Genomic DNA, 12678 nt, shown 5'->3' with positions numbered 1-12678 from the left:
AACGTTATGTACAGTGAGTCAAATTTAATCATTTCCTTATTAATCAAATAAATAAAAAGTTGGCATACCCATTGCAATATTCAATTCGTGCAAGGTGCCAGGCACCTGAAATAATGACTAATCTGGGTACAAAGAGGATTGAATTATGGGTATTTTTTCTCGTTTCGCCGACATCGTGAATGCCAACATCAACTCACTGCTTGAGAAAGCAGAAGATCCGCAGAAGCTGGTACGCCTGATGATTCAGGAAATGGAAGACACGCTGGTTGAAGTGCGTTCTACCTCTGCCCGTGCGCTGGCTGAAAAGAAACAGCTTTCCCGTCGCGTAGAACAAGCGACCGCACAGCAAGCAGAATGGCAGGAAAAAGCCGAGCTGGCCTTGCGTAAAGATAAAGAAGATTTGGCACGTGCGGCATTAATTGAAAAACAAAAAATGACCGACCTGATCGCCACCCTGGAAGATGAAGTGGTGCATGTCGATGAAACACTGGCGCGCATGAAAAAAGAAATTGGTGAGCTTGAGAACAAACTCAGCGAAACCCGCGCGCGTCAGCAGGCGTTAACGTTACGCCATCAGGCGGCTTCTTCTTCGCGTGATGTTCGCCGCCAGCTCGACAGCGGTAAAATCGACGAAGCGATGGCGCGTTTTGAATCCTTCGAACGTCGTATCGACCAGATGGAGTCAGAAGCGGAAAGCCACAGTTTTGGCAAACAGAAAAACCTCGATACACAGTTTGCCGAACTGAAAGCGGATGACGAAATCAGCGAACAACTGGCTGCGCTGAAAGCTAAAATGAACAACCAGGAACGTGGGTAATTAATTTAACTGCGGTGGTGCGTGGCACACCGCAGTTAGCCTGACTTGTAAGGAGTACACATGAGCGCGCTTTTCATTGCCATTCCGTTAACCATTTTTGTGTTGTTTGTCGCCCCGATCTGGCTGTGGTTGCATTACAACAATCAAGCTGCGAATGGCGGTCAGCTTTCGCAGGGCGAGCAACAGCGGCTGGCACAGTTGACTGACGATGCACGCCGTATGCGCGAACGCATTCAGGCGCTGGAGCAGATCCTTGATGCAGAACACCCGAACTGGAGAGACAAATAATGGTGAATTCATTTTCCGGTCGTAAATTGTGGCGTATCCCAGAAAAGGGAATGGTGAAAGGGGTGTGTGCAGGTATCGCACAATACCTTGATGTCCCGGTAAAACTGGTTCGCCTGATTACCGTTTTAGCCATGATTTTTGGCCTGTTTTTCTTTGTGATGGTGGCCTACATCGCACTGACATTTATCCTTGATCCGATGCCTGCGGGTGCCGAACAGGGAAAACCACAACCTACCAGTCGTGACCTGCTTGATGAGGTCGATGCGGAATTGGCGGCCGGTGAGCAGCGGCTACGCTCGATGGAGCGCTACATAACCTCTGATACTTTCTCGTTACGTAGCCGTTTTCGTCAGCTTTAGACCTCCCTAACCCTCTCCTTGGGGAGAGGGGACTGGCCTGGGTTGATTTCGCCCTCTCCTGAGGGCGACCTGACTCATTCACTGACTATTCCATCATTCGGAGACTCAATTCCATGGCGACATTTCGCACTACGGCGCAAAAAGCCAAACCGGGCCTGAAAATCGTCGGCAAACTGGTTCTGTTGACGGCTCTGCGTTACGGCCCAGCGGGCGTTGCGGGTTGGGCTGTAAAATCTGTCGCCCGCCGCCCGCTGAAAATGCTGCTGGCGCTGGTGCTTGAACCCATGATGGCGAAAATTTTGCGCAAAGTTTCAGCGCGTTACACCAACCCGTCAGTGAAGTAATTCTCCATGAATGCCTGTTCCGCTCGATTTTGAGCGGAACAATCCCCTCTCTACCTTTCCATTCTCTGCGTTTCATTTTAATTTGCGTTACCTCACAAATATTAATCTTCAGTTCCCTCTGCGTTGACACAAATATAAACCGGGAGTAGTCTCGCTTCTCGTGGTACCGCTCCCATGAGAAAACTAAAAATGCAGAAAATTAAAGAATTACTGTCTTCAATTTATGACGACACGTTAAATAAACCAGTTACAGATGCTTTTATTTCGCGGGTAGAGCAGGGCAGGTATGTCAGTATGAAAACCCGCAAGCAAGGTTGGGATGAAAGTGATGTAGTGCTCATTACCTATGCCGATCAGTTTCATCACCAGAATGATAAAACCTTAAAAACGCTGGGCGATTTTTATAACCAATGGCTAAGTAAGAGTTTCTCGCATATACATCTTCTGCCATTTTATCCATGGTCATCAGATGATGGTTTTTCGGTGATTGATTATCATCAGGTTGACCCTGTATGCGGCGACTGGGACGATATTGCAAAGTTAAATAAATCAACAAAGCTGATGTTTGATTTTGTTTGCAACCATATATCAGCGAAAAGCAGCTGGTTTCAGCAATATCTTCAGGGCAAACCTGAGTTTAAGAATTTCTTTATATCGGTTGATCCAGAAACTGACTTGTCAGCCGTTACACGCCCTCGCGCATTGCCACTTTTATCGCCATTTACTCTTTCAGATGGCACAAAACAACATATCTGGACCACCTTCAGCGACGACCAAATTGACCTCAATTTTGCCAATCCGCAGGTTCTGCTGGCAATGGTTGATGTCTTGCTGCATTACCTGCAATCAGGGGCAGAATATATTCGCCTGGATGCCGTGGGGTATATGTGGAAAACGCCCAGCACCAGCTGTATTCACCTGGAAAAAACGCATCAACTCGTTAAGTTATTCCGCGCTGTTGTCGATGAAGTCGCGCCAGGCACTGTGCTGATTACCGAAACGAATGTCCCGCACAAAGATAATATTTCTTATCTTGGAAATGGTCACGATGAAGCGCACATGGTGTATCAGTTCCCGCTGCCGCCGTTGGTACTGCATGCGATACACACCGGTTCGGCTCAGGTATTAAGTCAATGGGCTGCGTCTTTAGAAACCGCTGAAAACCACAATACCACCTGGTTTAACTTCCTTGCTTCTCACGACGGCATCGGTCTTAACCCGTTACGTGGAATTCTGCCTGAAGAAGACATCCTGCACCTGGTGAACGAGTTGCAGGAGCAAGGCGCATTAGTTAACTGGAAGAGTAATCCGGACGGCACACGTAGCCCGTATGAAGTTAATGTGACTTATATGGATGCGTTAAATCGACGAGATAGCAGTGACGAAGAGCGTCTTGCGAGATTTATCCTGGCGCATGCTATTTTACTGGCATTCCCCGGCGTTCCGGCAATATACATTCAAAGTATTCTTGGTTCGCGTAACGATTATGCGGGTGTTGAACGCCTGGGTTACAACCGGGCTATAAATCGCCAGAAATATGATCTTCATGAAATCGAAAGCCAATTATCAGGTGAAAATGAACTGCGCGAACAGGTCTATAAAAAATTATCGCACCTGATTAATGTTCGTAAAAAACAGGATGTTTTTCATCCTAATAGCTCTTTCGATACGCAATGTATAAACAACAGCCTACTGGTCATTAAACGTCGTTCAGCAAAAGGTAATAATGTCCTGGCGCTATTTAATTTAAGTCGCGAGCCTCAGCGCCACACTCTGCCAGCTAATGATTTTGAAGATTTAATTACCGGCCTGAAAATTAACGGAAAGCAATCTTACGACATGCAACCTTATCAGGTGTTATGGCTTAGCTATTAATATAAGGGAATAACAATGAATACTTCCAAAACGGTGCTGTTATCAGCACTTATAGCCGCTGCTTTGCTCTCAGGGTGTAAAGAGGATGATTCTCAACAGGTCACGATTGAATTTATGCATTCATCGGTTGAGCAGGAACGCCAGGCTGTTATTAGCAAATTAATCGAGCGTTTCAGCCAGGAAAATCCACACATCATTGTCAAGCAAGTCCCGGTTGAAGAAGACGCTTACAACACCAAAGTCATTACGCTTGCGCGCTCCGGCGCGTTACCTGAAGTGATTGAAGTGAGCCATGACTACGCCAAAGTTATGGATAAAGAACAGCTTATCGACAGGGACGCGGTGAAAATGGTCATCGCAAGTGTTGGGGAAAACAGTTTCTATGACGGTGTGCTGCGCGTAGTTCGCACCGAAGATGCTGCGGCGTTTACTGGAGTGCCAATCAGCGCGTGGTTAGGGGGTGTCTGGTATCGCAAATCAGCCCTGGCGAAAGCGGGGATTGCGGAGCCAAAAAACTGGACCGAATTGCTCAATGCCGCACGCAGCATGACCAATACGGCGAATAAAAAATATGGTATTGCGCTGCCTACCGCTGAAAGCGTAATGACCGAACAAACCTTCTCACAGTTTGCGCTTTCCAACGGGGCGAATGTGTTTGATGCCGCAGGGAAAGTCACGGTTAACTCCCCAGAAATGCTCGCTTCACTCAATTACTACCGGGATCTGGCGCAATACACCATGCCGGGTTCCAACGATGTAATGGAAATTAAAGACGCCTTTATGAATGGCACCGCGCCTATGGCCGTCTATTCCACCTACATTCTCCCGGCATTCTATAAAGACGGCTCACCGCAGGATTTGGGCTTTGTGGTACCAACGGAAAAATCCCCGGCGGTGTACGGCATGTTGACCTCGCTGACCATTACTTCCGGACAGAGCAAAGAAGAAACAGAAGCGGCTGAGAAATTCGTCACCTTCCTTGAAAAAGCACAGAACTCCGCTGACTGGGTGTTGATGTCGCCAGGTGCGGCACTGCCGGTAACCAAAGCCGTAGTGGAAACCGACAGTTATAAAAATAACGAAGTGATCAAAGCCTTTGGTTCTCTGCCATACGAACTGATCGCGCAATTCTCCCATGTGCAAGTTTTTGGTTCCGTCGGTGAGAAGAACTTTACGCGCATGGGAGATATCACCGGATCGGCCATTTTAAGTGAGATGGTTAACCAGGTGACGGTGGGCAAGCAGGCCACAGCTCCGGCGTTGGATAAAAGCCAGCAGCGCATCGTTGAATTGATGAAACAACACTGAACCACAGGATAAGTCATTATGAAGAAGTGGTTTTCTGGCCGCTCTGATATGCCATTTGCCATGATGCTTCTCGCACCCAGCTTGCTGTTGCTGGGTGGTCTGGTCGCCTGGCCGATGCTGTCGAACATCGAAATAAGTTTTCTGCGTTTACCGTTGAATCCGAACATTAATGCCCGGTTTATCGGATTAGAAAACTACATCAATATCCTGACGGATGCGGCTTTCTGGCAATCGTTATGGACCACGTTCTGGTACACCGCTCTGGTTGTCATTGGTAGTACGGGGTTAGGGCTTGGCGTGGCGCTGTTCTTTAACCGCGAGTTTCGGTTGCGTAAAACGGCCCGCTCACTGGTAATTCTGTCCTACGTCACACCATCTATCTCGTTGGTGTTTGCGTGGAAATACATGTTCAACAGCGGTTACGGCATCGTGAACTATCTTGGCGTAGATGTGCTGCACATGTTTAACGAAGCGCCATTGTGGTTCGACAACCCCGGCAGCAGTTTCTTCCTGGTGGTGTTGTTCGCCATCTGGCGCTACTTCCCGTATGCGTTTATTTCCTTCCTGGCGATTTTGCAAACGATCGACAAATCGCTGTACGAGGCCGCTGAAATGGACGGCGCGAACGGCTGGCAGAAATTCAAAATCGTTACCCTCCCGGCGATCATGCCGGTACTGGCAACCGTGGTGACGCTGCGCACCATCTGGATGTTCTATATGTTCGCCGATGTCTGGTTGTTGACCACCAAAGTGAACATCCTTGGTGTCTATCTCTATAAAACGGCCTTTGCCTTTAATGACTTAGGAAAGGCGGCTGCGATTTCTGTGGTGCTGTTCGTCATCATCTTCGCCGTCATCTTGCTGACCAGAAAACGGGTAAACCTTAAATGACTGCTAATAACCGCAAACTGCTCGGGCGCGTGGGCTTTTATATCGGACTGGCTGTGTTCCTGCTGGTCACACTGTTCCCGTTCTTTGTCATGTTGATGACGTCGTTCAAAAGCTCGCAGGAAGCGATTTCACTGCATCCGACCATCTTCCCGCAGGAGTGGACGCTGCAGCATTACATCGACATTTTTAATCCGCTCATTTTCCCGTTTTTGACCTATTTCAAAAACAGCCTGGTGGTGTCGTTAACGTCCTCCGCCATTGCGGTGCTGATTGGCATTCTTGGCGCCTATGCGCTTTCCAAACTGCGCTTTAAAGGGCGTATGACCATCAATGCCAGTTTCTATGCGGTGTATATGTTTTCGGGAATTTTGCTGGTGGTGCCGCTATTCAAAATCATCACCGCCCTGGGAATTTATGACACCGAACTGGCGTTGATCATCACCATGGTGACGCAAACGCTGCCAACCGCCGTGTTTATGTTGAAAAGCTACTTCGACACTATTCCGGACGAAATAGAAGAAGCGGCCATGATGGACGGCTTAAACCGCCTGCAAATCATCTTTTACATCACGGTGCCACTGGCGATATCCGGCCTGGTTTCGGTGTTTGTCTACTGCTTTATGGTGGCGTGGAACGACTATCTGTTTGCCTCTATTTTCCTCTCGAGTTCTGAAAACTTCACATTGCCAGTTGGCCTGAGCACGTTGTTCAGCACGCCTGATTATGTATGGGGAAGAATGATGGCGGCCTCATTAGTGACCGCATTACGGGTGGTGGTGATGTATGCGTTATCGGAACGGTTTATCAAAAGCGGCCTGACTGCAGGCGGCGTGAAAGGTTAAACCGTTGTCGTGAAATGTATTTGTAGGGTGGATAAGGCAGCGCCATCCACCAAAAAATTTAAATATCGGAGTTGAGCAATGAAAAAGTTAATCGCAAGCGCCCCGCGCTTAGCCCAGTTAGTAGAGTATGAAGACCGCCCGTTACAGGCGCACGAAGTCAAAATCAAAGTCGCGTTTGGCGCACCTAAACACGGCACCGAAGTGGTGGATTTTCGCGGTGCCAGCCCGTTCATTGATGAGGAATTCAACAGCGAGTGGAACCTGTTTGTCCCACGCGCTGAAGGGGCGGCTCGCGGCATTGAGTTTGGTAAATTTCAGCTCGGCAATATGGTCGTAGGAGAAATTATCGAGCAGGGCGCTGAGGTTAGCGAATACCAGATCGGCGACCAGGTTTGCACTTATGGCCCGTTGCAGGAAACGGTGATTGCGAATGGGGTCAACAACTACAAATTGCGCAAGATGCCTGCCGGTTCGAGCTGGAAAAATGCCGTCTGCTACGACCCGGCGCAGTTCGCCATGAGCGGCGTGCGTGACGGAAACGTGCGTGTCGGTGATTTTGTCGTGGTGGTGGGCCTTGGCGCTATCGGCCAGATTGCTGTCCAACTGGCGAAGAAAGCGGGCGCATCGGTGGTGATTGGGGTTGATCCTATTGCGCATCGCTGCGAAATCGCCAAACGCCACGGTGCGGATTTCTGCCTCAACCCGATTGGTACCGACGTCGGACTTGAAATCAAGAAAATTACCAACAAACTGGGCGCGGACGTGATTATCGAAACCAGCGGTAACGACCAGGCGCTGCAAGGTGCTCTGCGCGGCATCGCCTACGGCGGCACCATCTCTTACGTCGCATTCGCCAAACCCTTCCACGATTTCAACCTCGGGCGCGAAGCGCATTTCAACAACGCTAAAATCGTCTTCTCACGCGGCAGCAGCGAGCCAAACCCGGACTACCCGCGCTGGGACCGCAAGCGCATCGAAGAAACCTGCTGGGAACTGCTGATGAATGGCTATCTGAACTGCGAAGACCTGATTGACCCGGTTGTCACGTTCCACGACAGCGCCGAAAGCTACATGAAATACGTCGATCAGAACCCAGACTTGAGCATCAAGATGGGCGTCACATTCTAACTTAAAAGGATTTAAAACATGAAAATCGGTACTCAAAATCAGGCGTTTTTCCCGGCAGATATTCTGGAAAAGTTTAAATATGTTAAAGCAATGGGCTTTGACGGCTTTGAAATCGACGGCAAATTATTAGTCGAAAACGTACAGGCAGTAAAAGCGGCAATTGCTGAAACCGGGCTACCCGTGACTACGGCTTGCGGCGGCTACGATGGCTGGATTGGCGATTTTATTGAAGAACGCCGCCTTAACGGACTGCAACAAATCACCCGCATTCTGGAAGCGCTGGCAGAAGTGGGCGGCAAAGGGATTGTGGTTCCTGCAGCGTGGGGCATGTTTACCTATCGTTTGCCGCCGATGAACTCACCGCGCAGCCAGGCGGGTGACCGTAAAGCCGTGAGTGATTCTCTGAGTTATCTGGATGAAGTTGCCGCCCGTACCGGCACAAAAGTCTACCTCGAACCGCTCAACCGTTATCAGGATCATATGATCAACACCCTGGCGGATGCACGCTCTTATATCGAAGAAAACCAACTCAAACATACGCAAATCATCGGCGACTTCTATCACATGAATATTGAAGAAGACGATATCAGCCAGGCGTTCCATAAAAACCGTGATTTGCTAGGCCACGTGCATATTGCCGACAACCACCGCTACCAGCCTGGAAGCGGCAGCATCGATTTCAAAAAACACTTCGAGCAGCTTCGCGCCGATGGCTATGACGGATACATCGTCTATGAAGGCCGCATTCGTGCGGAAGATCCGGCGGCGGCATATCAGCAATCGCTGCAATTTTTGCGTACCTGCTAAGAGGCAACGTGAGATGAGTCGAAAACTCAGGGTGGCGATTATCGGTGGCGGCCAGGTCGCAGAAACCGTACATGCGTCGTATTACCTGACCCGAAGAGAACTGGAACTGGTGGCTGTCGTCGACAGCAATATTGAGCGTGCGCAGTCCCTCGCAAACCGTCTGGGAATTGCACGTGCCTTCGCGAATACGGATGAAATGTATCGCCAGTGCCAGCCGGATATCGTTAGCGTGTGCACACCTAACCGTTTCCACCATCAGCATGTCATGCAGGCGCTGGAAAACGGCTGCCATGTGATGTGTGAAAAACCACCAGCGATGACGCCAGAAGAAGCTGCTGAAATGCGTGACGCCGCGCGCAAAACCGGGAAAGTGCTGGCCTACGATTTCCACCACCGTTTTGCCAGCGACACGCAGTTTTTACGTGAACAAGTGGTCGCTGGCACGCTCGGTGAAATATATGTCACCACCGCAAAAGCACTGCGCCGTTGCGGTGTGCCGGGCTGGGGCGTGTTTACCAACAAGGAGTTACAGGGCGGCGGGCCGTTAATTGATATCGGCATCCATATGCTTGATGCGGCCATGTACGTGCTGGGTTTCCCAGCGGTGAAGCGCGTTTATGCTCATTCATTCCAGAAACTCGGCACGCTCAAACATAGCGGACAATTTGGTGAGTGGGACCCGAAAACCTACACCGTTGAAGATGCGCTGTTTGCCACTATTGAGTTTCGCAATGGGGGCATCCTGCGCCTGGAAACCTCGTTTGCCCTCAATATTGAACCGATTTCGGTGATGAACGTCGAGTTCTGCGGCGTAAAAGCAGGCGCAACACTCTTCCCGGCGCACATCTATCAGGATGAAGCGGGTAAATTAGTGACGTTGTCACAGCGTGAAAGTGCAGACACTGAACGCCACTTCAAAAGTATGCGTGCCTTTGTCGATCATGTGCTTGGCGCACCGATCAGCATCGCGGATGCCGAGCAGGGTTATCTTATTCAGCAACTGGTCGCGGCCATTTATCGCGCGGCAGAATCAGGAGCGAGCATCGATTTATGAGCACTCTCACGAGGCTTCAGGAGCCGCAATTTAGCCCCCATACGCTGAATAAATTTGCCACTTTGATGACGGCGGGTAACGGCTACCTTGGCCTGCGCGCCTGTCATGAAGAAGCGTATACCGACCAGACTCGCGGCATGTATCTGGCGGGCTTTTACCATCGCAGCTCGCCATTTGAAACAACCGAACTGGTGAACTTGCCCGATATCCTGCACATGCGCATTGAACTGGATGGTGAAATCTTCACACTGTTGGCAGGCCAGATCGTGGAATATCAGCGCGAACTGGACTTTGCCACCGGTGAGTTACGGCGTCGTGTGCTGTGGAGATCGCCAAACGGTAAGCGCTATCAAATTGAGTGCCAGCGGTTTTTATCTGCCGCGCAACATTCATTGGTCTGTTCACGCATCACGATTACGCCGCTCGATTGTGCAGCCACAGTCACCATCAGCACCGGAATCGATGCCACACAAACCAACTCCGGCCGCCAACACCTGGATGAAACCAGCGTTCGCGTCTTCGAGCAGCGTTATTTGCAAGGCTGCTATCGCACGTTAGATGGCAGCAACGAAGTCATTATCAGCAGTTTTTGCGCATTACCACCTGAAAGTAACAGCAGTTTTTATGCCAAAAACCGCCGTCTGACGCAGCACTGTAGCAATACGGTCGCAAAAGAGACTGCCTTTACCCTGGTGAAAACCAGCTGGATTGCCAGCTCGCTTGATGAGAACTATCGCGCTGAAACCTGCGCGGAACATGCGCTGCAAAACCTGATGCAATGTGTAGAACGCGGATACGAACAGCTTCTTGCGGAGTCTGCTCAAGTCTGGAACGGCTACTGGCAACGCAGTCGTATGAAGATCGAGAGCGTGAATGAAGAAGATCAGGTCGCGCTGGATTTCGCGCTGTACCATCTTTTCGCCATGACGCCTGTTCACAACGAGCGTTGCAGCATTGCCGCTAAAGGGCTGACGGGCGAGGGTTATAAAGGCCACATTTTCTGGGATACCGAAGTCTTCCTGCTGCCATTTCATCTAATGACCCAGCCAGATATTGCCCGCCAGTTGCTGAGTTACCGTTGGCATAACCTGCGCGGGGCGCAGACAAAAGCCCGGGAAAACGGTTGGCAGGGTGCACTGTTCCCATGGGAAAGCGCCTGGACAGGTGAAGAGGAAACCCCTGAATTTGCCGCAATCAATATTCGCACCGGGTTGCGCCAGAAGGTCGCTTCAGCGCTGGCGGAGCACCATCTTGTCGCAGATATTGCCTGGGCGGTAGATGCTTATTATCAGGTGACTCACGACGATGTCTTTATGCGTGAGCGCGGTATTGCGTTACTTCTGGAAACCGCACGTTTCTGGATAAGCCGCGCTGTAGATGTGAAAGGAAGGCTGGAACTGCACGATGTCATCGGCCCGGACGAGTACACCGAGCACATCGATAACAACGCATATACCAACTATCTGGCGTTCCACAATGTGGAGCGGGCAAGACATTATTTGCAGAAATTTGGCCTTCAGGAACCGTCGTTTACCCGCCAGGCTGATGATTTTCTGCAACGCCTTTGGCTGCCGCCTGCCAATGAGCAGAACCTTATTGCTCAGGACGACACTTTCTTTAGCAAATCCAGTATCGATCTCAGCGCATATAAAACGCAGCAGGGTACGCAGGCGATTTTGCTCGATTACTCACGCGCCGAAGTCAACGAAATGCAAATCCTCAAACAGGCTGATGTAGTGATGCTCACTTACATGTTGCCGTGGCGTTTTACGCCTGAACAACTGGAGGCGAATCTCGGGTACTACGAACCAAGGACGATTCATGACTCGTCTCTGAGCAAAGCTATTCATGGCGTGATTGCCGCGCGTGGTAACCGGGTCAACCAGGCTTATGAATTCTGGCAACAGGCTTGTCTTATCGACCTCGGGGGCGATGCGCACAGCTGTGACGACGGCATTCACGCTGCCGCCACGGGCGCTATCTGGCTGGGAGCGGTGCAAGGCTTTGTTGGGTTAACCGTCGAGCAGGGCGAACTTCACTTAAACCCACAAATGCCAGCGCAGTGGCAATCTGTCGCAATGCCGTTTTTCTGGCAGGGAGCACAAATTCACCTGATGTTAACTCAGCAGCACGTCACGATTTCGGTCGCGCAAAACAAACCGCTAACGCTTTGGCTGGGTGAAAAGCAGGTCTCGATTTTAGGTACACAAACCCTGCTACTGGCTGAGTTTTTTGCGCCCGTTACTGGGAGCGGTACCACAGAAGGAGTCGCCAAATGAAACCACAGGCGGTTATTTTTGATTTAGATGGCGTGGTGACGGACACCGCCTATCTGCACTTCCTCGCCTGGCAACGCATCGCTCACGAGATAGGTATTGCCATTGACGAGCAGATTAACGAACAGCTCAAAGGCATCAGCCGCATGGATTCGCTGGAGAGGATTTTACGTTGCGGCGGGGCAGAACATCGTTATAGCGAGCAGGAAAAACGTCGCCTGGCGGAGCGTAAAAATGCGTTGTATGTCGCCTCTCTCCAGCAATTAAATCCCGGTTCGGTGTTGCCTGGTATTGCGGCATTGCTCGCAGAACTCCGTCGACAGGATGTGCGCGTTGGCCTGGCGTCGGTTTCATTAAATGCACCACGCATTCTTGAGGCGCTCGGACTCGTCGACCAATTCGATTTCTGTGCCGATGCCAGCCGAATTCAGCGCTCAAAACCCGACCCTGAAATATTCATCGCCGCCTGTGCGGGGCTGGGTGTTGCACCCGCAAACTGTATCGGTATCGAGGACGCTCAGGCTGGAATCGAAGCGATTAATGCCAGCGGCATGCTTTCGGTAGGAATTGGCGTGCAGCTTGAAGGCGTGGATTTAAGGCTCCCGTCTACAGCCGAGCTGAACTGGCCGCTTCTGCAAACATTCTGGTTAACCCAGCACAGCGTCAATGCTGTGTGAGAAAAGGAACAC

The 12678-nt window shown here is 50.6% G+C and carries 13 protein-coding genes; all 13 read left to right on the top strand.

The genetic code is table 11. The features are described from left to right. Nucleotides 1–145 precede the first annotated feature (145 nt). The 13 genes from pspA to pgmB all read left to right on the top strand — a co-directional run bounded on the left by pspA (nt 146) and on the right by pgmB (nt 12666). Complete coding sequence (gene pspA / locus M975_RS08270; RefSeq protein ID WP_064558743.1) at nt 146–817, top strand: phage shock protein PspA; 672 nt, start codon at nt 146–148, stop codon at nt 815–817. A gap of 60 nt (nt 818–877) precedes the next feature. Then, complete coding sequence (pspB, locus tag M975_RS08265; protein ID WP_064558741.1) at nt 878–1105, top strand: envelope stress response membrane protein PspB; 228 nt, start codon at nt 878–880, stop codon at nt 1103–1105. After that, on the top strand, nt 1105–1464 hold the full coding sequence (gene pspC / locus M975_RS08260) for an envelope stress response membrane protein PspC (RefSeq protein WP_064558739.1): 360 nt from the start codon (nt 1105–1107) through the stop codon (nt 1462–1464). The genes pspB and pspC overlap by 1 nt, the downstream gene beginning before the upstream one ends. 113 nt (nt 1465–1577) lie before the next feature. Further along, nucleotides 1578–1808 carry a phage shock protein PspD gene (pspD, locus tag M975_RS08255; protein WP_064558737.1) on the top strand — a complete coding sequence of 77 codons (231 nt, stop codon included), beginning with the start codon at nt 1578–1580 and terminating at the stop codon, nt 1806–1808. Between the two features lie 189 nt (nt 1809–1997). Continuing rightward, a complete protein-coding gene (locus tag M975_RS08250) occupies nt 1998–3683 on the top strand; it encodes an alpha-amylase family glycosyl hydrolase (RefSeq protein WP_064558735.1) in 1686 nt (561 codons plus the stop codon). A gap of 15 nt (nt 3684–3698) precedes the next feature. Then, a complete protein-coding gene (locus tag M975_RS08245; protein ID WP_064558733.1) occupies nt 3699–4991 on the top strand; it encodes an ABC transporter substrate-binding protein in 1293 nt (430 codons plus the stop codon). 18 nt (nt 4992–5009) lie between these two features. Continuing rightward, the gene (locus M975_RS08240; protein ID WP_064558731.1) at nt 5010–5882 is read left to right on the top strand and encodes a carbohydrate ABC transporter permease; all 873 of its coding nucleotides are present in this window, start codon (nt 5010–5012) and stop codon (nt 5880–5882) included. Continuing rightward, nucleotides 5879–6724, top strand: a complete 846-nt coding sequence (locus tag M975_RS08235) for a carbohydrate ABC transporter permease (protein WP_064558729.1) — start codon at nt 5879–5881, stop codon at nt 6722–6724. Before M975_RS08240 ends, M975_RS08235 begins: the two co-directional genes overlap by 4 nt. Before the next feature lie 78 nt (nt 6725–6802). Further along, complete coding sequence (gene ycjQ, locus M975_RS08230) at nt 6803–7852, top strand: D-guloside 3-dehydrogenase (protein ID WP_064558727.1); 1050 nt, start codon at nt 6803–6805, stop codon at nt 7850–7852. Nucleotides 7853–7870: 18 nt separating this feature from the next. Next, a complete protein-coding gene (gene ycjR, locus M975_RS08225) occupies nt 7871–8659 on the top strand; it encodes a 3-dehydro-D-guloside 4-epimerase (RefSeq protein ID WP_064558725.1) in 789 nt (262 codons plus the stop codon). Between the two features lie 13 nt (nt 8660–8672). Beyond that, entirely contained in the window at nt 8673–9713 is a 1041-nt protein-coding gene (gene ycjS / locus M975_RS08220) for a D-glucoside 3-dehydrogenase (protein WP_064558723.1), read from the top strand. After that, nucleotides 9710–11992 (top strand): glycoside hydrolase family 65 protein, encoded by a 2283-nt coding sequence (locus M975_RS08215; RefSeq protein WP_064558722.1) that lies wholly within the window; start codon nt 9710–9712, stop codon nt 11990–11992. The genes ycjS and M975_RS08215 overlap by 4 nt, the downstream gene beginning before the upstream one ends. Then, nucleotides 11989–12666 carry a beta-phosphoglucomutase gene (gene pgmB / locus M975_RS08210; protein ID WP_064558720.1) on the top strand — a complete coding sequence of 226 codons (678 nt, stop codon included), beginning with the start codon at nt 11989–11991 and terminating at the stop codon, nt 12664–12666. Before M975_RS08215 ends, pgmB begins: the two co-directional genes overlap by 4 nt. Nucleotides 12667–12678: the final 12 nt, after the last annotated feature.

The sequence above is a fragment of the Buttiauxella brennerae ATCC 51605 genome, assembly GCF_001654925.1.
Taxonomy (GTDB): domain Bacteria; phylum Pseudomonadota; class Gammaproteobacteria; order Enterobacterales; family Enterobacteriaceae; genus Buttiauxella; species Buttiauxella brennerae.
Note: the sequence above shows the minus strand (reverse complement) of the source record. Positions and strands in the feature narration are given on the sequence as shown.

What these genes read in the sequence shown, in the direction of transcription:
- M975_RS08235 (WP_064558729.1), top strand. Translation starts at nt 5,879, where the DNA reads ATGACTGCTAATAACCGCAAACTGCTCGGGCGCGTGGGCTTTTATATC.
- pspA (WP_064558743.1), top strand. Translation starts at nt 146, where the DNA reads ATGGGTATTTTTTCTCGTTTCGCCGACATCGTGAATGCCAACATCAAC.
- M975_RS08245 (WP_064558733.1), top strand. Translation starts at nt 3,699, where the DNA reads ATGAATACTTCCAAAACGGTGCTGTTATCAGCACTTATAGCCGCTGCT.
- ycjQ (WP_064558727.1), top strand. Translation starts at nt 6,803, where the DNA reads ATGAAAAAGTTAATCGCAAGCGCCCCGCGCTTAGCCCAGTTAGTAGAG.
- pgmB (WP_064558720.1), top strand. Translation starts at nt 11,989, where the DNA reads ATGAAACCACAGGCGGTTATTTTTGATTTAGATGGCGTGGTGACGGAC.
- M975_RS08250 (WP_064558735.1), top strand. Translation starts at nt 1,998, where the DNA reads ATGCAGAAAATTAAAGAATTACTGTCTTCAATTTATGACGACACGTTA.
- M975_RS08215 (WP_064558722.1), top strand. Translation starts at nt 9,710, where the DNA reads ATGAGCACTCTCACGAGGCTTCAGGAGCCGCAATTTAGCCCCCATACG.
- pspD (WP_064558737.1), top strand. Translation starts at nt 1,578, where the DNA reads ATGGCGACATTTCGCACTACGGCGCAAAAAGCCAAACCGGGCCTGAAA.
- ycjR (WP_064558725.1), top strand. Translation starts at nt 7,871, where the DNA reads ATGAAAATCGGTACTCAAAATCAGGCGTTTTTCCCGGCAGATATTCTG.
- ycjS (WP_064558723.1), top strand. Translation starts at nt 8,673, where the DNA reads ATGAGTCGAAAACTCAGGGTGGCGATTATCGGTGGCGGCCAGGTCGCA.
- M975_RS08240 (WP_064558731.1), top strand. Translation starts at nt 5,010, where the DNA reads ATGAAGAAGTGGTTTTCTGGCCGCTCTGATATGCCATTTGCCATGATG.
- pspB (WP_064558741.1), top strand. Translation starts at nt 878, where the DNA reads ATGAGCGCGCTTTTCATTGCCATTCCGTTAACCATTTTTGTGTTGTTT.
- pspC (WP_064558739.1), top strand. Translation starts at nt 1,105, where the DNA reads ATGGTGAATTCATTTTCCGGTCGTAAATTGTGGCGTATCCCAGAAAAG.